Below are 21,356 nucleotides of genomic sequence, written 5' to 3'. Positions count from 1 at the left end.
ACAATCCCGCGCATTAAAGTCGCGAGAAATCATTGAAAAGTGCAAGCCCCATAAACAGCATCAGCAGAATCGTGCCGATGCGATAGCCGAAAGCCTGAACTCGCTCGGACACCGGCTCGCCCTTGAGCTTTTCCAGCGCAAGAAACAGCAGATGTCCCCCATCAAGAACCGGTAAAGGGAACAGGTTGATGATCCCCAAGTTAACGCTGATCAGCGCTAAAAACATCAGGTAATACACCAAGCCATACTCGGCCGCCGCTCCCGCCCCCTGTGCTATGGAGAGAGGACCGCCCAGATTATTTAACTTCACATCACCGGTAATCAGTTTACCCAGCATGGAGACCGTCAGCTTCATCAGCTGCCAAGTCTTATCCGTCGCCTGATACAGTGCCACGAAAGGCCCGTACTGACGAATAGTTTTGTACTCTTCCGGCAAGGGAATCACTTGCGGCACGACGCCGGCGAAACCCTGTTCTTGGCCGCGCGCGACACGCCGACTCTCCGGCGTTAACGCCAGCGTTAGCGGACTACCATTCCGCTCAACCGACAGCGCTAACGTATGCCCGGGGTTATCACGAATTAGCAGGGCAAAATCACGCCAACCATTAATCGAATCGCCACTGACTTTAACGATCCTGTCCCCTACTTGTAAACCTGCTTTCTCCGCCGCCGATCCCTTTTGTAACGCGGCTACCACGGGCTCGATGGTCGGCCCACGCGGAATGATACCCAGCGATACCACCGGATCCTGCCGCTCGGGGTCGAAACGCCAGTCGCTGAGGTCAAGAGTCTTCGTCGTAACCCGATCGCTGCCAAACGGCCCGACCCCCAAGGTGGTTGAGCGGTCGCCGATCTGCCCGACCAGTGCCAAACGAACCGACTCCCAATCCGGTGTATCGACACCGTCAACCGCCTTCAGTTCCATTCCCGGCGCAATATGCGCAGCGGCGGCGATAGAATCCGGCGTGACCTCCGCGATGACCGGACGCACGCTGGGCACGCCGATGACGAACACCAGCCAATAAGCGAGGATAGCGAATAAGAAATTAGCGATAGGGCCGGCGCTGACGATCGCGGCGCGCTGCGCCACGCTCTTATTGTTGAATGCCTGATGACGGAACTCGGGCGAGACGCTCTCGACTCGCTCGTCCAACATCTTGACGTAGCCCCCCAGCGGGATCAGCGCGACGACAAACTCGGTACCCCGGCGATCGACCCGACGCCACAGCGCCTTGCCGAAACCGATGGAGAAGCGCTCGACACGCACACCACAACGGCGCGCCACCCAAAAGTGACCAAACTCGTGTACGGTGATTAATACGCCTAACGCCACCAAGAACGCCGGTAATCCCCATAGGATATTACTCATCGCCTCTCCCCCACTGTGTTAGGCCTGACCAAACACCAATAGCATCAGGCAGGCGAATACCGGCACCGCCGCCGTCAAACTGTCGATGCGATCCAGCACGCCGCCATGACCGGGGATCAGATGACTGCTGTCCTTAATCCCGGCCTCACGTTTAAACATGCTCTCGGTCAGATCGCCTAATACCGAGGCCAGTGCGGCGATCACGGAACAGATCAGCAGGATACGGACATCGATATCCAGTGGGGCATAGCGGCCAAACAGCCAAGAGATCAGCGCCGAGGTCATCAGTCCACCGATCAATCCTTCCCAGGTTTTTCCCGGAGAGACCTTCGGTGCCAGCTTGTTCTTACCGAATAGCTTACCGAAGATATAGGCGCCGGAATCGGCTCCCCAGACCAGCAGCATGACATAGAGCAACCACCAAGCGCCCCGGTAATGGTTCGCCTCGTAGCCATATTGACGCAACGCAACCATTCCCCAGAAGAATGGCAGGATGGTGACGATGCCGAACAGCACCTTGATCGTGCGCGAATGGCGCCACCAACGGGCGGATCGTGGATAGAAAAAAACCAGGAATAACGCCAGTAGCCACCAGCCAGCCGCCGCCCACAAGGAGCCTGCGATCAGCGGTAAATGCACGCTACGGTTAAATTCGGGCATGCCCAGCAACATCGCGGCCAGCACCAAACCACAGATGACAGCCCCCCAGATACGCTGATGGCGGCTGGCGAAACCCGCTAGCTGCCCCCATTCCCAGGCCGCCAACATACACACGGCGAGTGTCACCAGCGAGAAGCCCAGCGGCGGCAGCAAAAAGAGTGCGGCAATCACCACCGGGACCAAAATTAATGCAGTTATAATTCGTGACTTCAGCAAAAGTTCCCCCTATGACGCAGCAGCTGCGTTGATAGGCGTGGTACCCCCGAAGCGACGCTCTCGTTGTGCAAATGCATTCAGTGCACCTTCAAAGGTTGTTTCATCAAAATCAGGCCACAGCACATCGGTAAAGTAAAACTCTGAATAGGCAATTTGCCATAACAAGAAGTTACTCACTCGATGTTCTCCCCCGGTGCGGATCACCAAATCCACGGCATCCTGGTCATGCAGGCATACCTGCTCGCCCAGCATCGCTTCCGAGATCGCCTCCGGCGCTAACGTTCCCTGCTGAACCCGCTCCGCCAGCACTTTAACGCCTTGCACGATGTCCCAACGCCCACCATAGTTGGCGGCGATATTCAGGGTCAAACCCTCATTAGCCGCCGTCATCTGCTCCGAGCGACGAATGCGCTCCTGAAGACGCGGCGAGAAACGGCTAATATCGCCAATCACGCGCAGACGCACCTGGTGCTTATGCAACCGCTTGACTTCACTATCCAGTGCCCGGACAAATAGCTCCATCAATGCCGAGACTTCCTGTTGCGGCCGATTCCAGTTCTCGCTGCTAAAGGCGTATAGCGTCAGAGCCCGTATTCCCCGGGCGACAGCAAAGCGCACCGCACAGCGTACCGACTTCACGCCGGCCTTATGTCCGAATACACGCATTTTACCCTGACGCTTGGCCCAACGACCGTTACCGTCCATGATAATTGCTACATGTCGGGGGACCGAGGCCGCGTCGCTCATCACAGTTGGTTGTGTGGATGACATACGTGTAAATATTTCCTCAACGAGCCAGCAGGGGCCATAACTGCACCGTATCGTCGCGCCTATTCCTGGCGCAACGATACTACCTGCGTAAAAAAGCCGTGTATCAGCACGGCTACCCAATAATCCTAATCCTGTCTACGCGATACGCCCGATGGCGCTTGGCGTAAGGGGTCAATCCCAGACGCCCCCTCGAATGACGAGACGTCTGCGCCAAAAAACTGGCGCAGACTATATCATCATGCCGTTAGCGCCACAAATCAGCACACTCGGCACGGCGTAATTAACGGGAAAAACGTTGGCTCAGCGCCTGGGCTGCCTGGCGCGCCACCTGATCGATCGCCAGCACCCCCTCCACACTATCCGGCTCTTCGCAGCACAATTGCTCGACTACCTCGCGGTTCAAGCGAGCGATATCGGTAAAGCGTAGACGCCCATCCAGGAAGGCGGCAACAGCCACTTCATTCGCCGCATTCAACGCCGTCGTCGCAGCCTGCCCCTCGGCAAAGGCTTCGATCGCCAACTGGAGGCAAGGGTAGCGGGCCATATCCGGCGCCTCAAAACTCAGCGAACCCATGCGGCAGAAGTCCAACGGGGCGACGCCGCTAGGTACCCGCTCGGGATAAGCCATCGCATGCGCGATCGGCGTACACATATCTGGATTACCCAGTTGCGCAATCACACTACCGTCACGATAACGCACCATGGAGTGGATCACCGATTGCGGATGGATGATCACCTCCATCTCCTCTGCCGCCGCGTTAAAGAGCCAGCGCGCCTCGATGTACTCCAAGCCTTTATTCATCATGGTAGCCGAATCGACCGAGATCTTACGCCCCATCGACCAGTTGGGATGGGCGCAGGCCTGCGCCGGCGTCACCGCATCGAACTCCGCCAGCGACAGTTGACGTAACGGCCCGCCAGATCCGGTTAACACGATACGCGTCACCCCATGTTCATGCAGGCAGGCCGTGCCCAATTGCCGCTGTACCGCGACGGGCAGGCTCTGAAAAATCGCATTGTGCTCGCTATCGATAGGCAATAACTCGGCCTGGCTATGTGCCAAGGCATCCATAAACAGGCGACCACAGGTCACCAATGCCTCTTTGTTCGCCAGTAATACCCGTTTATTGGCGCGGATGGCCGCCAATGTCGGCAGTAGGCCGGCCGCACCGACAATGGCGGCCATCACCTGATCGACCTCATCCAAGGCGGCGAGTTCACAGGCGGCGCGCTCACCGCTCATCACGGCGACGGTATCTAACCCAGCCTCAAACAGGCGCTGACGCAACGCGGCGGCGGCACACTCATCGGCCATACAGACATAACGGGGAGAGAATTCACGGCACTGTTGCAGCATGACATCGACGTTCTTGCCTGCTACCAGCGCCACGACGCGGAATGCGCCGGGATTGGCCCGCACCACCGCCAGCGTACTGGTGCCGATGGAGCCGGTTGAACCTAGAATGGTCAGTTTCTTCATGAGGATACTCTGAATAACTGGAGCAAATCGCTACAGGATACGCTAAGCCAGCGCCACTCCCCAGCGAATTTTACACCGTCACCAACGCGCGTACACACGAAATCCGTGACCCAAAAAGCAAAAGCGCCGCTAAAGCGACGCTTATCACCGATCCCGCAGACGCCTGAATGCAGGCTGCCATGGTAGCCAGCGATGGCCACCAGGTTCAGCACAGCGTTGGCCGTGGATCATGCTGGAGCGATTAGAACTCCATCAGCTCTTTTTCTTTATCCGCCAGGGCGGCGTCGATCTTCTTGATCATCAGATCGGTGATCTTCTGAATATCGTCCTGTGACTTACGATCTTCGTCTTCGCTGATCTCTTTGTCTTTCAGCAACGCCTTCACCTTGTCGTTGGCATCACGGCGTACGTTACGTACGGAGACACGGCCAGACTCGGCTTCAGAACGTACCAGCTTGATCAGATCCTTACGGCGCTCTTCCGTCAGCGGCGGCAGCGGAACACGGATCACGGTGCCCGCAGAAGAGGGATTCAGACCCAGATCGGAGGTCAGGATGGCCTTCTCGATGGCACCAGACATGCTGCGATCGAATACGGTGACAGCCAGCGTACGGGAATCTTCCGCGACGATGTTCGCCAACTGACGCAACGGCGTGGCCGCACCGTAATACTCGACCTGAATGCCGTCGAGCAGATTAGGATGCGCACGACCGGTGCGGATTTTGCTGATGTTGCCCTTGAATGACTCGACGCATTTTTCCATGCGTGTTTCGGCATCTTTTCTGATTTCGTTGATCACGTTGCGAACCCTTGAAAACGGTGATGGTGGTTAAAGAGAGAATTGTGCACCAAAGGCCAAGCGCTTTTCAATGCGGCCAGCACAATACAATACGGCAGCCGGGCAGGCCGGCTGTCCCACACGCACGCGGCGCATTACTTGGTGATCAGCGTACCTTCTTTTTCGCCCATCACTACGCGACGCAGCGCACCCGGTTTGTTCATGTTAAACACGCGGATCGGTAAATTATGATCACGCGCCAGCGTGAAGGCCGCCAAATCCATGACCTTCAGCTCTTTCTCCAAGACATCCTGGTAGCTCAATTGCTCATACAACGTTGCATCCGGATCCTTCATCGGATCGGCAGAGAACACGCCATCGACCTTGGTCGCCTTCAGTACCACATCGGCCTCGATCTCGATCCCGCGCAGGCAGGCGGCAGAGTCGGTGGTGAAAAACGGATTGCCGGTACCGGCGGAGAAGATCACCACCCGGTTATTGCGCAGCAGGCTGATGGCCTCGGCCCAGCTATAGTTGTCACAGACGCCGTTCAGGGGGATGGCCGACATCAGGCGCGCGTTGACATAGGCGCGGTGCAACGCATCACGCATCGCCAGGCCATTCATCACCGTCGCCAACATCCCCATATGGTCGCCGACCACACGGTTCATCCCTGCCTGTGCCAGACCAGCGCCGCGGAACAGGTTGCCACCGCCGATCACCACACCCACCTGAACGCCGAGTTCTACCAGCTCTTTGACTTCCTGCGCCATGCGGTCCAGCACGCTCGCGTCGATGCCAAAACCTTCTGAGCCTTGCAGAGCTTCGCCGCTCAGCTTAAGCAGGATACGCTGGTAAACGGGTTTGGAATTGGTTGCCATGGTGTTCGAGTCCTAAAGAAACAGTCAATAAATTAGTCGGAGGTATTTCAATGTACGGTCTGTACCCCGGACCGCTCATTGAAGTAAGTCTGGCCGAATAAAACAGAACCGCCTAACGGCGGCTCTGTAATAAAAGGGGATTAGACCCCTTTAGACATCGCGGCCACTTCGGCTGCGAAGTCATTTTCGACTTTCTCGATGCCTTCGCCCACTTCGAAGCGAATGAAGCCGGTGACGTCAGCGTTGTGCTCTTTCAGCAGCTGGCCAACAGTCTTGCTCGGATCCATAACGAAGCTCTGACCGGTCAGAGAAACTTCACCGGTGAACTTACGCATACGGCCTTCAACCATCTTCTCGGCGATTTCGCGCGGCTTGCCAGACTGCATGGCGATGTCCAGCTGGATCTGGTGCTCGTGAGCAACCACGTCTGCCGGTACATCTTCCGGCTTAACATATTCCGGCTTGCTGGCAGCGATGTGCATGGCGATGTGCTTGATCAGCTCTTCGTCGGCACCGGTAGCGGCAACCATAACGCCGATACGTGCGCCGTGGCTGTAGGTACCCAGCAGCTCACCGCTCAGCTCAGAGACACGACGGATGTTGATGTTTTCACCGATCTTAGCAACCAGCTGAGTACGCTGTTCTTCGAACTTCGCTTTCAGCGCGTCGATGTCGATGATTTTGTCAGCCAGCGCGGCGTTAGCCACTTCGTCGGCGAAGGCTTTGAAGCCAGCATCTTTAGCCACGAAGTCGGTTTCGCAGTTCATCTCAACGATGATGCCGTATTTACCGTCAGCGGAAACCTTGGTCAGGATCACGCCTTCAGCGGCAACGCGACCGGCTTTCTTGGCCGCTTTGGCCTGACCGGATTTACGCATGTTGTCGATGGCCAGCTCGATGTCGCCGTTCGCTTCAACCAGTGCTTTCTTGCACTCCATCATGCCTGCGCCAGTACGCTCACGCAGTTCTTTTACCAGGGAGGCGGTAATTTCAGCCATTCTATTTTCCTCGGTTATCTCACCCAGGGTAGCCCCCTGTGCAAGACGATTGTTCTAGAGATGAATCTTCGTGGGGTGAGCCACAAAGAAAGGGGGCCATGATAGGCCCCCTAACCAACATATGAATACCTGGTTAATAAGGGCTCCTGCGAGCTGTCCTTATTACTCAGCTTCAGCCATGGTTTCTTCAGCCTGGGAAGCCAGATCCTGAGAACGGCCTTCGCGTACGGCTTCAGCCACAGCGCTCAGGTACAGGGTCACGGCGCGGATGGCGTCGTCGTTACCCGGGATAACGAAATCAACGCCGTCCGGATCGGAGTTGGTATCAACGATAGAGAATACCGGGATACCCAGGTTGTTGGCTTCTTTGATAGCGATGTGTTCGTGATCGGCATCGATAACGAACAGCGCGTCCGGCAGACCGCCCATGTCTTTGATACCACCCAGGCTGTTTTCCAGCTTGTCCAGCTCGCGGGTACGCATCAGTGCTTCTTTCTTGGTCAGTTTGTCGAAAGTGCCATCCTGAGACTGAGTCTCCAGATCTTTCAGACGTTTGATGGACTGACGAACGGTTTTCCAGTTGGTCAGCATGCCGCCCAGCCAGCGATGGTTCACGTAGAACTGATCACAGTTCAGGGCTGCGTCTTTTACCGCTTCGCTTGCTGCGCGCTTGGTACCAACGAACAGGATCTTGCCCTTACGGGAAGCGATCTTGCTCAGCTCAGCCAGAGCTTCGTTGAACATCGGTACGGTTTTTTCAAGGTTGATGATGTGAACCTTGTTACGAGCACCGAAGATGAACGGCTTCATTTTCGGGTTCCAGTAACGGGTCTGGTGACCGAAGTGAACACCAGCCTTGAGCATATCGCGCATGGAAACAGTTGCCATGATTAGACCTCTATTAAAAATTGGGGTTATGCCTCCACGTATCCCATGACGCCGACCATCGTGCGCATACGCGTCCGACAGCACCCCGGCACATGTGCCGATACGTGTGTGTTGTTTATGCAAATAACACAAAGTGAGATTTACAGCCTCTACGCATGCCTGATAGACATACGGGAACTGCGGCGCGCTTTATACCATAAACCCGCGTCAGACTCCACCTTTTGTTGCATTTTGAACCACGGCACTCGCTGCCATTTGGCAGGGCGAGGCGGGGCTGTTACCATAGAAGACATTGCTTCTCATTGTCGCTACGGCGACGCCCGTGGACAGAATACCTATGGCTATTTCACTGAAAACCCCACAAGACATTGAAAAGATGCGCATCGCTGGCCGCCTGGCCGCCGAGGTGCTGGAAATGATCGCCCCGCACGTGGTGCCGGGCGTCACCACCGGTGAATTGGATCGCCTATGCGATGCACATATCACCCAGCAACAGCAGGCCATCTCTGCCTGTCTGGGCTATCATGGCTACCCGAAGTCGGTCTGTATCTCCGTCAACGAGGTGGTGTGCCATGGTATTCCCAGCGATGACAAAGTGCTCAAGGATGGCGACATCGTCAACATCGACGTCACCGTGATCAAAGATGGCTGGCACGGCGACACCTCGAAGATGTTTATCGTCGGCAAACCGACCATTCTCGGCGAGCGTTTGTGCCGCGTCGCCCAAGAGAGCCTGTATCTGGCCCTGAAGATGGTCAAGCCGGGGATTCGGCTGCGCAGCATCGGTAAAGCGATCCAGAAGTTCGTCGAAAGCAACGGCTTCTCCGTCGTACGCGAGTACTGCGGTCATGGCATCGGCGAAGTGTTCCACGAGGAGCCACAAGTACTACATTACGATGCCGACGACGGCGGCGTCGTGCTCCAGCCGGGCATGACCTTCACCATCGAGCCGATGGTCAATGCCGGTGATTACCGTATCCGCTTGATGAAAGATGGCTGGACGGTAAAAACCAAGGATCGCAGCTTGTCCGCACAGTATGAACATACTATCGTGGTTACCGACGACGGCTGTGAAATCTTGACGTTGCGCGCCGAAGAACACGATCTGCCGCGGGTCATCACCCACGACATGAGTGCCCAGTAAGGGGGCGTCCCGCCCCGCGGGCGCCGTTTTGCGCCGCACACCGATAACGCAGGCCGGCTTAATGCCGGCTTTTTTATTGATGGAGTGCCTATGGCCGAGTTACCGCACGGCGCACCGGAGGCCCTACCGCCCGTCTCGCCGGATGCCCTGCCCGCCGACGCGTTAAACTGCGCCGGCCTGAAACCTCAGATGGAGCAGCTACGCCAATGGCTGCATGATGCCTTCCTGCGTGGGGAAAGTGCCGAGTCACTGGTCGCGGCGCGTACCCACTACCTCGATCGCCTATTAGTGCGTCTCTGGCGTCATTATGGCTGCGATCATCACCCCGGCCTGGCGCTGATCGCCGTCGGCGGTTACGGCCGTGGCGAGCTCCACCCCCTGTCGGACATCGATCTACTGGTGCTCACCCACGCGACGCCGGACGAGGCACTGGCCCAACGTATCGGCGCGTTGATCACCCTGCTATGGGACCTGCGCCTGGAGGTTGGCCATAGCGTACGTACCCTGGAGGAGTGCCTGAGCGAGGGGCTGGCGGATCTCAGCGTCGCCACTAACCTGATCGAATCTCGCCTACTCTGCGGTGACGTCGCCCTCTTTCTCCAACTGCAAAAACGCCTGTTCAGCGACGACTTCTGGCCCTCACCACGCTTCTTCCACGCCAAACTGGATGAGCAGCGCGAGCGCCACCAGCGCTATCACGGCACCAGCTATAATCTGGAGCCCGATATCAAGGCCAGCCCGGGGGGGCTCCGGGATATCCATACCCTGCTGTGGGTCGCTCACCGCCACTTCGGCGCCACCTCCTTCGATGAGATGGTCGGCTTCGGTTTCCTGACAGAGGCCGAGGCCGACGAACTGAACGAGTGCCGCAGCTTCCTGTGGCGTATCCGCTTCGCCCTCCATCTGGTGGTTAACCGCTACGACAATCGCCTACTGTTCGATCGCCAACTCAGCGTGGCTCACCTGCTCGGTTATCACGGGGAGGGTAACCAACCGATCGAGCAAATGATGAAGGCGTTCTACCGCATGACCCGACGAGTGCGGGAGTTGAACCAAATGCTATTGCAACTCTTCGATGAGGCGATCTTGGCGTTGCATACCCATGAGAAGCCACGCCTCCTCGACGATTACTTCCAGCTGCGCGGCACGCTGATCGATCTACGCGATCCGGACACCTTCAGCCACGATCCGGTGATCATCCTCCGGTTGTTCTATGCCATGGCGCGTAATCCAGAGATCAGCGGGATCTACTCCACCACCCTACGTCAGCTACGCTACGCGCGCCGGCATCTGACACAGCCACTGTGCGCGCTGCCCGAGGCGCGTAATCTGTTTATGGCCATCCTGCGTCATCCCGGCGCAGTCCATCGGGCGTTACTGCCGATGCATCACCACAGCGTGCTGTGGGCCTATATGCCGCAGTGGGGCAACATCGTCGGCCAGATGCAGTTCGATCTGTTCCACGCCTACACCGTGGACGAGCACACCATGCGCCTCCTGCTCAAGTTGGAGAGCTTCGCCGACCACGATAATCGCCAGCGCCATCCTCTGTGCGTCGAGCTCTACCCTCGCCTCCCCCAGCCCGAGCTCTTGCTGCTCGCCGCCCTATTCCACGACATCGCCAAGGGGCGCGGCGGCGACCATTCCCTACTCGGTGCCGAGGATGTGTTGGAGTTCGCCCGTCTACACGGGTTAAACACGCGCGAAACGCAACTGGTCGCCTGGCTGGTACGTTGCCACCTGTTGATGTCGGTTACCGCCCAGCGACGCGACATCCAGGATCCCGAAGTGATCCGCCACTTCTGTGCCGAAGTACACAGCGAGACTCGGCTCCGCTACCTGCTGTGCCTCACGGTGGCCGATATCTGCGCCACCAACGAGAACCTGTGGAACAGCTGGAAACAGAGCCTGCTACGTGAACTGTTCTTCGCCAGCGAGAAACAGCTGCGTCGTGGTACACACAGCAGCCCAGACATGCGCGAACGGGTACAGCACCATCGCCTACAGGCCTTGGCGTTGCTACGCATGGACAACATCGATGAGCCGAAGCTGATGCGCATCTGGAGCCGCTGCCGCGCCGATTACTTCCTGCGCCATACGCCGAACCAATTGGCCTGGCATGCCCGCCATCTCCTGCACCACGACGGCGGCGGGCCCCTGGTGCTTGTCAGTCAACACGCCAGCCGGGGCGGTACCGAGATTTTCATCTACAGTCCCGACCGTCCCTACCTGTTCGCCGCCGTTGCTGGCGAGTTAGATCGACGCAATCTCAGCGTGCATGACGCGCAAATCTTTACCAATCGCGACAACTATGCCATGGATACCTTCGTGGTACTGGAGCCAGACGGTAGCCCGCTGGCGCTCGATCGGCACTCTACCATCCGACGCGCGCTGGAGCAGGCGCTCACCCAAGCGAGTTACCAGCCGCCACGCGTTCGTCACGCCTCGGCGCGGCTGCGCCACTTCACCGTCCCGACGGCGGTCAGCTTCCTACCGGCACATAATACTCGACGCAGCTATATGGAGCTGGTGGCGCTCGACCGCCCCGGACTCCTGGCGCGCATCGGCGAGATCTTCGCCGAAATGGGACTCTCGCTGCACGGCGCACGCATAACCACCATCGGCGAACGGGTCGAGGATCTGTTTATTCTGGCCGATGGCGAACGGCGCGCATTAACGCCTGAAATGCAGCATGAGTTGGCGCAACGGTTGACAGAAACCCTGCTTAGCGCCGATAAAGAGTAAGTTTTTTGCTTACCTGCCTCGCCTGCCCGGCGGGTGTGGCAGGCGGATTCATCTCACGAGGGGAAAATAGATAGGATGCAGCAGTTACAGACGTTAATTGAGAATGCCTTTGAACGCCGTGCGGAGATCACCCCGGCTAACGCCGACACACTTACCCGTTCAGCCGTCGAACAAGTTATCGCGCTGCTCGACAGCGGCGCTCTGCGCGTTGCCGAGAAGATCAACGGCGAATGGGTCACCCACCAGTGGCTGAAGAAGGCGGTACTGCTCTCATTCCGCATCAACGATAACCGCCTGATGGAAGGGGCCGAAACCCGCTTCTACGACAAGGTACCGATGAAGTTTGCCGACTACGATGAGGCCCGCTTCCAACGCGAAGGCTTCCGCGTCGTGCCGCCGGCTTCGGTGCGCCAGGGGGCCTATATCGCCCGTAACACCGTGCTGATGCCCTCCTATGTCAACATCGGCGCCTATGTCGATGAGGGTACCATGGTCGATACCTGGGCCACCGTCGGCTCCTGTGCGCAGATCGGTAAGAACGTCCATCTTTCCGGCGGCGTCGGCATCGGTGGCGTGTTAGAGCCGCTGCAGGCTAACCCGACCATTATCGAAGACAACTGCTTCATCGGTGCCCGTTCGGAAGTGGTCGAAGGGGTGATCGTCGAGGAGGGATCGGTGATCTCGATGGGCGTATTCATCGGTCAAAGCACCAAGATCTACGATCGTGAAACCGGCGAGATCCACTATGGTCGCGTCCCGGCAGGCTCGGTGGTGGTCTCCGGTAACCTGCCTGCCAAGAACGGCGCCTACAGCCTGTACTGTGCGGTCATCGTCAAGAAGGTTGACGCCAAGACTCGCGGCAAGGTCGGCATCAACGAGCTGCTACGCACCATCGACTAAGCGCACACCTGGGCGGGAAATTCCCGCCCCTCTCCGAGGCATAGTGCGGGAGAGCGCGCATAACGGCACACAGAACACATTTTTTTCACGAATAGTCGCTAGGCTAAGAAAGGGCAACACCCGGCGGTCAACGGTTTTCATTCCCCGCGCCCTGCTCCTGTGCCGGGGCGGAGGGAATGCAGACTCACCGCACGCATTATTTCACGTAACGCATTAAAGGTGCCGCTATGTATGACAACCTGAAAAGTCTGGGGATCACCCAACCGGAAGAGATCGACCGCTATAGTCTGCGTCAGGAGGCCAACAACGACATTCTGAAGATCTACTTTCGCAAAGATAAGGGCGAGTTCTTTGCCAAAAGCGTCAAGTTTAAGTACCCGCGTCAGCGCAAGACCGTACTGAGCGATAATGACAGTCAGGGCATGCGTGAAATCAGCGAGATCAGCCCCAATCTACGTTATGTGATCGAAGAGCTGGATCGCCTATGCCTGCGCGATCGTCAGGAGGAGGATCTGAAGCGCAAGATCCTCGACGATCTGCGCCATCTGGAGAGTGTCGTGGCCAACAAGATCGCCGAGATCGAGGCCGACTTAGAAAAACTGGCCGGGAAGTAACGGGCGAAGCGGCGCTGCCGATGGGTAAGCGCCGCCGATTCTGCCCGCCATGTCGCCGCGATGCGGCGTCATCACGCCACCAACCGACGAGCCCATTCGCTCACCCACGGTGAGGTCACAGCTTCCGGTTCCGGCGTACTCTGCGCATCGACTTCCAGCACCTCACCGAGGCGCGTCGCGCCCTGCTCCTGCAACAGGCTATCGACCCGATGCCCGGCGCCACAGAAGTGGGTAAATCCACGATCGCCTAAGGCGATCACCCCATAACGCAACGCACGCTGCTCGCCGAGGCTATCGCGCAGCGCACTGAACAACGGCGCCAGCGTATCCGGCAGATCGCCCTGCCCAGTGGTCGAAGTCACCACCAGCACATGCTGGTCGGCATAATTCTGCCAATCGCTCAGCGTCCCCTCCTCAAAGAGGGCGACCGTATGGCCCAACTGCTGCAGAATGGCTTGCGCCTCTTCCGCCACCATCAAGGCGTTACCGTATACGGTGCCTACAAAAATACCCACTTGCGCCATCGCCTACTCCTTATTTCAGGCCTCTTGGTCGGTGTCTGTCTCGGCTCTATCCTGAGGGCAATCGGGCGTAAACTCAACCCGATCAAGTTCAGGGAGATAGTCCTGCCAGCCCAATCCAGCCATTAGCGTCTGCCAGCGCCCATCCAGCCCAGCCCGCAGACACAGCGCCTCGCCCGTTACCGGATGCGTCAGTTGCAACTCACTGGCGTGTAGCATTAAACCGGCTGTACCGAAGTGGGCGGCTACGCCACGGTTCTGGCGCAAATCGCCGTGGGCAGTATCGCCGATGATCGGATGACGCAGATGCGCCATATGGCGACGGAGTTGATGCTTGCGCCCAGTCTGGGGGGTCAACTCCACCAGGCTAAAGCGGGCGGTCGGATAACGCCCAATCGCCAAGGGCACCTCCGCCGTCGCCACGCCACGATAGTGGGTTTGCGCAGGCTGCGGGCCACGCTCGGCGGAGCGGAAACGGTCGGCGATCTTATCCAACTCGGGCGTTAGAGGGTAATCGAGTAACGCCTCACCTTGCAGATAACCGCGTACCACCGCGTGATAGACCTTATGGATCTGGTGCTGCTCGAACTGTTGCGCCAAGGCGCGAGCCACCTCGCTCGATAGCCCCATCAGCAACACGCCAGAGGTCGGACGATCCAGACGATGCACGGTATACACATGGCGCCCGAGTTGATCGCGCACCGCCTGCATCACCACCACCTTTTCCTTGCGATCCAGCCAACTGCGATGCACTAACCACCCGGCAGGCTTGTTGATCGCCACCAGATGCTCATCCTGATAAATAATTTCCATCCCGCTACCCGACAAAAAGAAAAAACGCGCACCTTAGCGCATAATCCGCCGATACCACAATCGGCACCCCGCACACGACAGCGACAACGTGCGACGCACACCCGAGCCATAGGCAATCGCGCATGTACGCCCTCGGCCGCTTACGACGACTCACCGCCCAGGTGGGCATCCAGGCGTTGCAACGCCTCTAACAACGGTGCGACACGCACCAGATCGTGCTGATAGGCCATTTCAAGGTAAGGTGCGATCGCCATACGGCGTGGTAGCGGCGCGCGATTACGTACCAGTGCCTGCATGCGCGGCAAAAAGATCCATTGCAGCCATTCACTCGCCTCGAGGGTATCGACGCAAAACGGCTCTTGGCTGGCGAGCGCCTCGGCACTCGGTGCCTGCGCCTGCCACAAGGCGAGCGCACGCAACTGACTTTCGATCTGGTGTAGGTGGGTGTGTACGATGGCGTAATCACTCATCACGGACTCTCTCAACAAGCGGGGAAGAAAAGGCGCGCAGCATACCACCGACGACGCGGCGCCGAAATGGCCGCGCGGAGAACGGACAACAATAAGCGAAGAATAGGCGACAATAAGACAATAAAGAGAGGGAGGTACCGCTCAGCGATACCCCCCGATTCGTTTTATAGCAGTCCCGCTACACAACGTGCTCCCTGCTCATCCTTGAAAACTTTTCCTAACGGCGTTCCTTTACCGGACACTCCTTTGCCTGCGTCCCTTCGCCACCCTGGCGAGATCCTTCAGTCATCCTGACACATCGGTCATCCGAACCGACTCTCACTCTCCTTCCTGGAGGTGTCCCTTATTTCATCCTGAAATATCCTGACCGGCATCCTGCGGTACATCCGTTATCGCCCATCCTGGGCGGGTCCTCGCCTCATCCTGAGACAACATCATCCTAATGTGTCCTGACATCCTGGCGACTTCCCTTTCGATGGGATTACTTTCGCCGATTTCAGCATGTTTCGCAATGGGGATATTGTCTTACATATGTGGTACTTAGATAATATATAAACATTAATCTCATGATAACTATCGACTTTACCCGCAGGCTTTGGAAAACAATCGGAAAATAAAACGAGATCTCTTACAGTGCGTGTAAGAGATCTCTCACACGCGGATAAGGCGTTACCCTACCTCTTGCGCCAACGGTTGCAATCCCGCCAGGAACTCAGCCAACGTCGGCGCCAATACCCGCCGCTGCGGACTACCAAACTGTTCCAACAACACATTACCGCTCAGATTACACAACGTCACGAGACTCAGCTCATCCGCCGTGCTGGCTAAAAACAGGGTCGGTGACAGCTTCAGGCGCCGCTGGGTAACCAGATGACCGATCTGATTCTCCTGTAAACGCTGCAGATCGTCCGCGCTCCACACCTGCACCAGATCCATCTCGACCTCCTGCCAACACGCGCGCATATCGCCGGCGTACTGGGTGGTGAAGAATGGGGCCAGATCGGGGTGCAGGCAGATATCTAACGCTCGACCAATCCCCGCCAGCTCATCTTGGCTCCCCGGTTCGGGGCGCCAGAATACACAGGCATCGCGGCTATACACCACACAGGGCGATGGGATGCCGTACAGTGCATGACTGCTCGGCCAATCGCCGTGCTGCTGGCGCCATAACGCCAGGTAACGCTGGGTAAAGTCGCCCAGAGCGGCGGAAACCTGATGCTCCATATGTTCTCTCTCTCGGTGATGGTAAACTGTGATCCGCGATGGCCGGCCTCGCTGCCGGTCGCCCATTGTACCCTGCTGTCGCCCTGTGCACAGCCGCTTTCATCGACAGGTTAACCGTATGTCATACCAAGAGAACCCGGCATTGTCCGCCCTCACCCTGGGCAAAGCCACCGAATACCACGACCAGTACGACGCCACGCTGTTGCAGGCCGTCCCTCGCAGCATGAACCGTGAACCGCTTGGCTTGTATCCCGACGCCCTGCCGTTCCACGGTGCCGATATCTGGACCCTGTACGAACTCTCTTGGCTGAATGCCAACGGCTTGCCGCAGGTCGCCCTGGCGGAGGTCGAATTGGATGCCTACAGCGCCAATTTGATCGAGTCGAAGAGCTTTAAACTGTATCTCAACAGCTTCAATCAGACCCGTTTCGCCGACTGGCAGAGCGTACAACGCACCCTGCAGCATGACCTGGCTCACTGCGCACAGGGCGGCGTACAAGTCACCCTACAACGTCTGGACCAGGTCGAAGGCCAGCCGATTGCCGGCCTGCCGGGCGTCTGCATTGATGATCAGCCGATCACCATCGACCACTACTGCTTCGATGCCTCGCTGCTGGCCAATGCCGCCGATCCCGCTCGTCAGGTCGACGAGACGCTGGTCAGCCACCTGCTAAAATCCAACTGTCTGATCACCCATCAGCCGGACTGGGGTTCACTGATGATCCGCTACCGCGGCGGCGCCATCGATCGCGAGGCCTTGCTGCGTTATCTGGTCTCCTTCCGCCACCACAACGAGTTTCACGAGCAGTGCGTCGAGCGGATTTTTAACGATATTCAACGCTTCTGCCAGCCACAAGCGCTGACCGTCTACGCTCGCTATACCCGACGGGGTGGGCTAGATATTAATCCGTGGCGCAGCAACGTCCCCTTCCAGCCGCCACGCGGACGTTTGGCTCGGCAATAAATAATTGCGGAGAGCCTTTGATTCTGCGTGTCTTTTTTCCCGCTAGCATTGGTAAAACGGCGAAACGCGCGGTAAGGTAAAAAAATCGGCGGCACGCTCGGCCTCACGCCGTCCAGCGCTGAGGATTGGGCCGCGTCTAGCGGCACGGTAACCGCATCGTTTCGATGCCTAGGAGAGACTTTGATTACACACATCAGCCCGTTGGGATCGATGGATCTGCTATCGCAGATGGAAGTGGATATGCTGAAGCGTACCGCCAGCAGCGATCTGTACCGTCTATTTCGTAACTGCTCCCTTGCCGTGCTTAACTCCGGCGCCAAGACCGATAACAGCAACGAGCTGCTGTCTCGCTTTGAATCCTTTGATATCAACGTGCTGCGCCGTGAACGTGGCGTCAAATTAGAGCTGGTCAATCCACCGGAAGAGGCCTTCGTCGATGGGCGCCTCATCCGCGCCTTGCAGGCTAACTTATTTGCGGTGTTGCGCGACATCCTGTTCGTCAACGGTCAGCTGATGAACGTCCAGCGCACCCAGCACGTGGATCTGGAAAATCCGACCATCATCACCAACCTGGTGTTCTCGATACTGCGCAACGCCCGGGCTTTGCATGTCGGCGATGAGCCTAACATGATCGTCTGCTGGGGCGGCCACGCCATCAGTGAGATCGAGTACCAGTATGGCCGCCAGGTCGGTAACCAACTGGGGCTACGCGAACTGAACGTCTGCACCGGCTGCGGACCCGGTGCCATGGAGGCGCCGATGAAGGGGGCCGCCGTCGGCCACGCACAACAGCGTTACCATGAGGGACGCTTCATCGGTATGACCGAGCCGTCGATCATCGCCGCCGAACCCCCCAACCCGCTGGTGAATGAGCTGATCATCATGCCGGACATCGAGAAACGTCTGGAGGCCTTCGTCCGCTTCGGCCACGGCATCATCATCTTCCCCGGCGGGGTGGGAACGGCGGAGGAGTTGCTCTACCTGTTGGGGATCCTGATGGATCCGGAAAACCGCGATCAGGTCTTGCCGTTGATCCTGACCGGCCCGGAGGAGAGTGCCGACTACTTCCGAGTATTGGATGACTTCATCGTCAATACCTTGGGTGAAACCGCGCGCCGCCACTATCAAATCATCATCGGCGATGCGGCTGAGGTGGCGCGGCGCATGAAGTTTGCCATGCCACGCGTGAAAGAGAACCGGCGTCAGAGTGGCGACTTCTACAGCTTCAACTGGTCGCTGAAGATCAGCGCCGACCTGCAGATGCCCTTCATGCCGACCCACGAGAATATGGCGAATCTAAACCTGCATCCCAACCAGTCACCGGAGCAGTTGGCCGCCGCGCTACGCCGCGCCTTCTCCGGCATCGTCGCCGGTAACGTCAAAGAGGGCGGTATCCGTGCCATCGCCGAGCATGGGCCATTTAAGCTGCATGGCGATGCACAGATGATGCAGCACATGGATCGCCTGCTACAGGGCTTCGTCACCCAGCAGCGCATGAAACTCCCCGGCTCGGCCTATGTGCCCTGCTATGAAATCGTGCGCTGAGTCAGCCCTCTCATCAGGGGCGGCACGCCGCCCCATCAATCCGGTTCTACGCCTATGTCCATCCACCTGTTGATCGTCGACGCCCTCAATCTCATCCGCCGCATCCACGCGGTACAAGGCTCTCCTTGCCACGAGGCCTGCTGCGCGGCCTTACGCCAACTGCTGGGCCATACGACCCCCAGCCACGCCGTCGCCGTGTTTGATGACGATGATCGCGCCGACAGTTGGCGCCATCGGTTGTTGCCCACGTATAAGGCCGGACGCCAGGCGATGCCAGACTCGCTGGTCGCAGAGATGGATGCCTTACGCGCCGCCTTCGCCGCATTGGGCGTCGCCTGCTGGCAGAGTCCCGGTAATGAGGCGGATGATCTGGCCGCCACGCTGGCCGATAAGGTGGCGCGGAGCGGTCATCGTGTCACCATCGTCTCGACGGATAAGGGCTACTGCCAACTGCTCTCGCCGCAGATCCAAATCCGTGACTACTTTCAAAAACGCTGGCTGGATCTGCCCTTCGTGCGTCAGGAGTTCGGCGTCGAACCTCAACAATTAACCGATTTCTGGGGACTGGCGGGGATCAGCAGCAGCAAGATCCCCGGCGTCGCGGGTATCGGCGCCAAGACTGCCGCCGCGCTGCTGGCCGAGTTCGGCTCGCTGGAGGCGATCTACCAGCACTTGCCACAGGTCGCGGAGCGCTGGCGTCACCGCCTGGAGGCGCAACGGGAAATGGCCGAGACCTGTCGCCGGGTCGCTACACTGCAAACCACGCTCAGCCTACACGGTAATCTGCAACAGCTACGCCTCGGTACAACGGGGAGTTGAGCGGAGAGGCCGTCACCCAACGGTGGCGGCCTCGAGGAGAATGGTAGCGCTAGCGTTCGTTACGACGGAATTCACGCTCATCGCGTCGCCCAGGGATCGCGCCCCAGATGCGCCGTACATGTACCGTCACCTCTTCACGATCGTGATACAGCTGTTTGGCGGCAATCTGCGCGTTGATACCGCTCTCCTTCAGCGCTTGCGCCAGATTCGCCAGGTTATGGCTCACCTCTTCATAGCGCTTCTTCATCGGCAGCTTGAGGTTAAAGATTGCCTCACGGCACCACCCGTTAACCAACCAGCGCGCCATCAACGCCGACACCTTGGCCGGTTTCTCGACCATGTCGCACACCAGCCAGTCGTTATCCCCCTCCGGGGTGAAACGGAAACCGTCGGCGCGGTGATGAGTCACCTGGCCGGTCTCCATCAGGCTCGGCGCCATCGGGCCGTTATCGATGGCCTGTACCATCATGCTGCGTCGCACCAACTGATAGGTCCAGCCCCCCGGACAGGCACCGAGATCGACGGCCCGCATACCACTCGCCAGACGCTCATCCCACTCATCGCGTGGAATAAAGATATGGAGCGCCTCCTCCAACTTGAGGGTGGAGCGGCTGGGCGCATCGGCCGGGAATTTCAGACGCGGAATACCCATATAGAACGGTGAGTTATTATTGCTGTAGGAGTAGCCGACATAGCAACAGCCTGGAGCGATAAATAACACATGCACCACCGGGCGATGAGGATTCTCCTGACGCAATAGGGTGCGCTGTTCACGCAACGCGGCACGCAGCGGCACGGTAAACTTACGGCAGAACTTCATCAGCTCCTTGCTTTCGTTGGTATCCGGCACCTCGACGCGGAGTTCACCGGCCCCCTCGACAACCCCCAGCAGCATGCCGCAGATCGGCGCGATGCGATCCTCCGGCGGCAGATCTTTGAGCAACTCGCCCACCACCAGCATCTGACGGGCAAAGATCAGCTCGCGAAATGGCAAGCTACGCGCCAGCTTATCGGCCTCCTCGGGCTGATAGCATTCGAACAGCACATAGCCGCTGTTCTCCTTGACCCGCGCGAAACCGTATACTTCCAAGGCCGCCGCCTTATCGGTGATCTCGGCGGCACACTCTTTTTCAAAGCCGGGACGGCAATACAAAGCAAGTCTATTCATGGCGTTCCGCCCTCTTTCCCATGCGCAACGCGCCAATCAACATCAATACCCAGCCGATCAGGAAGCAGGTGCCGCCGATCGGTGTGATATATACCCATATCTTTAACTGCGACAGCGCTAGGCAATAGAGACTGCCGCTAAACAGCACGGTCCCCAATGCCAACAGCGCACTGCTCCAATAGAACCACAGATTACTGCGACGCATCATCAACGCCGCCAACCCCAAGATCGCCAGCGTATGTACCGCCTGATACTGGAGACCGGTGTGTAACCAGGCCATCTCTTTGACGCCCAGCGTATTTCCCAACACATGGGCGCCAAATGCGCCCAATGCCACAAAGATAAAACCGCTAATCGCGGCGAACATGATCATGGAGCGACTACCCAT

Annotated in this window: 21 protein-coding genes; 7 read left to right on the top strand and 14 right to left on the bottom strand. The window is 58.2% G+C overall.

Features of this window, described 5'->3' with window-relative positions:
• Positions 1 to 13: 13 nt before the first annotated feature.
• From rseP to rpsB, 8 genes are all read right to left on the bottom strand, one after another.
• Positions 14 to 1,369, bottom strand: coding sequence for a sigma E protease regulator RseP (rseP, locus tag ACEQFP_RS03105; protein ID WP_370546936.1), 1,356 nt, complete (start codon positions 1,367 to 1,369; stop codon positions 14 to 16).
• Between the two features lie 18 nt (positions 1,370 to 1,387).
• Complete coding sequence (cdsA, locus tag ACEQFP_RS03100; RefSeq protein WP_005294973.1) at positions 1,388 to 2,245, bottom strand: phosphatidate cytidylyltransferase; 858 nt, start codon at positions 2,243 to 2,245, stop codon at positions 1,388 to 1,390.
• A gap of 9 nt (positions 2,246 to 2,254) precedes the next feature.
• Positions 2,255 to 3,016 carry a (2E,6E)-farnesyl-diphosphate-specific ditrans,polycis-undecaprenyl-diphosphate synthase gene (gene ispU / locus ACEQFP_RS03095; RefSeq protein WP_005294971.1) on the bottom strand — a complete coding sequence of 254 codons (762 nt, stop codon included), beginning with the start codon at positions 3,014 to 3,016 and terminating at the stop codon, positions 2,255 to 2,257.
• A gap of 280 nt (positions 3,017 to 3,296) precedes the next feature.
• Positions 3,297 to 4,496: a 1-deoxy-D-xylulose-5-phosphate reductoisomerase gene (ispC, locus tag ACEQFP_RS03090; RefSeq protein WP_005282923.1), complete on the bottom strand. Its 1,200-nt coding sequence runs from the start codon at positions 4,494 to 4,496 to the stop codon at positions 3,297 to 3,299.
• Between the two features lie 241 nt (positions 4,497 to 4,737).
• Positions 4,738 to 5,295, bottom strand: a complete 558-nt coding sequence (gene frr, locus ACEQFP_RS03085; RefSeq protein WP_005282917.1) for a ribosome recycling factor — start codon at positions 5,293 to 5,295, stop codon at positions 4,738 to 4,740.
• Between the two features lie 134 nt (positions 5,296 to 5,429).
• Positions 5,430 to 6,155 carry a UMP kinase gene (gene pyrH / locus ACEQFP_RS03080; protein ID WP_005282915.1) on the bottom strand — a complete coding sequence of 242 codons (726 nt, stop codon included), beginning with the start codon at positions 6,153 to 6,155 and terminating at the stop codon, positions 5,430 to 5,432.
• A gap of 140 nt (positions 6,156 to 6,295) precedes the next feature.
• Complete coding sequence (tsf, locus tag ACEQFP_RS03075) at positions 6,296 to 7,153, bottom strand: translation elongation factor Ts (RefSeq protein WP_005282912.1); 858 nt, start codon at positions 7,151 to 7,153, stop codon at positions 6,296 to 6,298.
• A 162-nt stretch (positions 7,154 to 7,315) separates the two neighbouring features.
• Entirely contained in the window at positions 7,316 to 8,041 is a 726-nt protein-coding gene (gene rpsB / locus ACEQFP_RS03070; RefSeq protein ID WP_005282909.1) for a 30S ribosomal protein S2, read from the bottom strand.
• Between the two features lie 337 nt (positions 8,042 to 8,378).
• Here rpsB and map point away from each other — a divergent pair, with 337 nt between their 5' ends.
• From map to ACEQFP_RS03050, 4 genes are all read left to right on the top strand, one after another.
• Positions 8,379 to 9,185: a type I methionyl aminopeptidase gene (map, locus tag ACEQFP_RS03065; protein ID WP_005282906.1), complete on the top strand. Its 807-nt coding sequence runs from the start codon at positions 8,379 to 8,381 to the stop codon at positions 9,183 to 9,185.
• Positions 9,186 to 9,275: 90 nt separating this feature from the next.
• Positions 9,276 to 11,930 (top strand): bifunctional uridylyltransferase/uridylyl-removing protein GlnD, encoded by a 2,655-nt coding sequence (gene glnD, locus ACEQFP_RS03060; RefSeq protein ID WP_005282903.1) that lies wholly within the window; start codon positions 9,276 to 9,278, stop codon positions 11,928 to 11,930.
• Between the two features lie 75 nt (positions 11,931 to 12,005).
• The gene (dapD, locus tag ACEQFP_RS03055) at positions 12,006 to 12,830 is read left to right on the top strand and encodes a 2,3,4,5-tetrahydropyridine-2,6-dicarboxylate N-succinyltransferase (protein WP_005282901.1); all 825 of its coding nucleotides are present in this window, start codon (positions 12,006 to 12,008) and stop codon (positions 12,828 to 12,830) included.
• 227 nt (positions 12,831 to 13,057) lie between these two features.
• Positions 13,058 to 13,444 (top strand): DUF3461 family protein, encoded by a 387-nt coding sequence (locus tag ACEQFP_RS03050; protein ID WP_005282895.1) that lies wholly within the window; start codon positions 13,058 to 13,060, stop codon positions 13,442 to 13,444.
• A 71-nt stretch (positions 13,445 to 13,515) separates the two neighbouring features.
• On the opposite strand, the gene ACEQFP_RS03045 is transcribed toward ACEQFP_RS03050, so the two are convergent.
• The 4 genes from ACEQFP_RS03045 to syd all read right to left on the bottom strand — a co-directional run bounded on the left by ACEQFP_RS03045 (position 13,516) and on the right by syd (position 16,472).
• Entirely contained in the window at positions 13,516 to 13,968 is a 453-nt protein-coding gene (locus tag ACEQFP_RS03045) for a flavodoxin (RefSeq protein ID WP_005282892.1), read from the bottom strand.
• A gap of 15 nt (positions 13,969 to 13,983) precedes the next feature.
• Positions 13,984 to 14,778 (bottom strand): tRNA pseudouridine(65) synthase TruC, encoded by a 795-nt coding sequence (truC, locus tag ACEQFP_RS03040; RefSeq protein WP_370546937.1) that lies wholly within the window; start codon positions 14,776 to 14,778, stop codon positions 13,984 to 13,986.
• A gap of 140 nt (positions 14,779 to 14,918) precedes the next feature.
• Positions 14,919 to 15,248 (bottom strand): YqcC family protein, encoded by a 330-nt coding sequence (locus ACEQFP_RS03035; RefSeq protein ID WP_109579182.1) that lies wholly within the window; start codon positions 15,246 to 15,248, stop codon positions 14,919 to 14,921.
• 669 nt (positions 15,249 to 15,917) lie between these two features.
• Positions 15,918 to 16,472: a SecY-interacting protein gene (gene syd, locus ACEQFP_RS03030; protein ID WP_005282883.1), complete on the bottom strand. Its 555-nt coding sequence runs from the start codon at positions 16,470 to 16,472 to the stop codon at positions 15,918 to 15,920.
• A gap of 118 nt (positions 16,473 to 16,590) precedes the next feature.
• On the opposite strand from syd, the gene queF reads away from it, so the two are divergent.
• From queF to xni, 3 genes are all read left to right on the top strand, one after another.
• Positions 16,591 to 17,436, top strand: a complete 846-nt coding sequence (gene queF / locus ACEQFP_RS03025) for an NADPH-dependent 7-cyano-7-deazaguanine reductase QueF (protein ID WP_370546938.1) — start codon at positions 16,591 to 16,593, stop codon at positions 17,434 to 17,436.
• A 180-nt stretch (positions 17,437 to 17,616) separates the two neighbouring features.
• Positions 17,617 to 18,981 (top strand): nucleotide 5'-monophosphate nucleosidase PpnN, encoded by a 1,365-nt coding sequence (gene ppnN, locus ACEQFP_RS03020; RefSeq protein ID WP_005294951.1) that lies wholly within the window; start codon positions 17,617 to 17,619, stop codon positions 18,979 to 18,981.
• 54 nt (positions 18,982 to 19,035) lie between these two features.
• Entirely contained in the window at positions 19,036 to 19,800 is a 765-nt protein-coding gene (gene xni, locus ACEQFP_RS03015) for a flap endonuclease Xni (RefSeq protein ID WP_005282873.1), read from the top strand.
• Between the two features lie 49 nt (positions 19,801 to 19,849).
• Here the strand turns inward: xni and rlmM are convergent, their stop codons facing one another.
• Both rlmM and ACEQFP_RS03005 read right to left on the bottom strand, forming a co-directional pair.
• Positions 19,850 to 20,968, bottom strand: coding sequence for a 23S rRNA (cytidine(2498)-2'-O)-methyltransferase RlmM (rlmM, locus tag ACEQFP_RS03010; protein ID WP_005282870.1), 1,119 nt, complete (start codon positions 20,966 to 20,968; stop codon positions 19,850 to 19,852).
• Positions 20,961 to 21,356: a DUF423 domain-containing protein gene (locus ACEQFP_RS03005; RefSeq protein WP_005294949.1), complete on the bottom strand. Its 396-nt coding sequence runs from the start codon at positions 21,354 to 21,356 to the stop codon at positions 20,961 to 20,963. Before ACEQFP_RS03005 ends, rlmM begins: the two co-directional genes overlap by 8 nt.

It is taken from the genome of Edwardsiella sp. A.80236 (assembly GCF_044540725.1).
GTDB lineage: Bacteria > Pseudomonadota > Gammaproteobacteria > Enterobacterales > Enterobacteriaceae > Edwardsiella > Edwardsiella tarda.
Note: the sequence above shows the minus strand (reverse complement) of the source record. Positions and strands in the feature narration are given on the sequence as shown.

Coding starts and splice junctions, on each gene's coding strand:
- glnD (WP_005282903.1), top strand. CDS start 9,276: ATGGCCGAGTTACCGCACGGCGCACCGGAGGCCCTACCGCCCGTCTCG.
- map (WP_005282906.1), top strand. CDS start 8,379: ATGGCTATTTCACTGAAAACCCCACAAGACATTGAAAAGATGCGCATC.
- ACEQFP_RS03050 (WP_005282895.1), top strand. CDS start 13,058: ATGTATGACAACCTGAAAAGTCTGGGGATCACCCAACCGGAAGAGATC.
- ACEQFP_RS03045 (WP_005282892.1), bottom strand. CDS start 13,968: ATGGCGCAAGTGGGTATTTTTGTAGGCACCGTATACGGTAACGCCTTG.
- pyrH (WP_005282915.1), bottom strand. CDS start 6,155: ATGGCAACCAATTCCAAACCCGTTTACCAGCGTATCCTGCTTAAGCTG.
- dapD (WP_005282901.1), top strand. CDS start 12,006: ATGCAGCAGTTACAGACGTTAATTGAGAATGCCTTTGAACGCCGTGCG.
- xni (WP_005282873.1), top strand. CDS start 19,036: ATGTCCATCCACCTGTTGATCGTCGACGCCCTCAATCTCATCCGCCGC.
- rlmM (WP_005282870.1), bottom strand. CDS start 20,968: ATGAATAGACTTGCTTTGTATTGCCGTCCCGGCTTTGAAAAAGAGTGT.
- rseP (WP_370546936.1), bottom strand. CDS start 1,369: ATGAGTAATATCCTATGGGGATTACCGGCGTTCTTGGTGGCGTTAGGC.
- syd (WP_005282883.1), bottom strand. CDS start 16,472: ATGGAGCATCAGGTTTCCGCCGCTCTGGGCGACTTTACCCAGCGTTAC.
- rpsB (WP_005282909.1), bottom strand. CDS start 8,041: ATGGCAACTGTTTCCATGCGCGATATGCTCAAGGCTGGTGTTCACTTC.
- tsf (WP_005282912.1), bottom strand. CDS start 7,153: ATGGCTGAAATTACCGCCTCCCTGGTAAAAGAACTGCGTGAGCGTACT.
- ACEQFP_RS03005 (WP_005294949.1), bottom strand. CDS start 21,356: ATGGGTAGTCGCTCCATGATCATGTTCGCCGCGATTAGCGGTTTTATC.
- ispU (WP_005294971.1), bottom strand. CDS start 3,016: ATGTCATCCACACAACCAACTGTGATGAGCGACGCGGCCTCGGTCCCC.
- ACEQFP_RS03035 (WP_109579182.1), bottom strand. CDS start 15,248: ATGAGTGATTACGCCATCGTACACACCCACCTACACCAGATCGAAAGT.
- ispC (WP_005282923.1), bottom strand. CDS start 4,496: ATGAAGAAACTGACCATTCTAGGTTCAACCGGCTCCATCGGCACCAGT.
- queF (WP_370546938.1), top strand. CDS start 16,591: ATGTCATACCAAGAGAACCCGGCATTGTCCGCCCTCACCCTGGGCAAA.
- truC (WP_370546937.1), bottom strand. CDS start 14,778: ATGGAAATTATTTATCAGGATGAGCATCTGGTGGCGATCAACAAGCCT.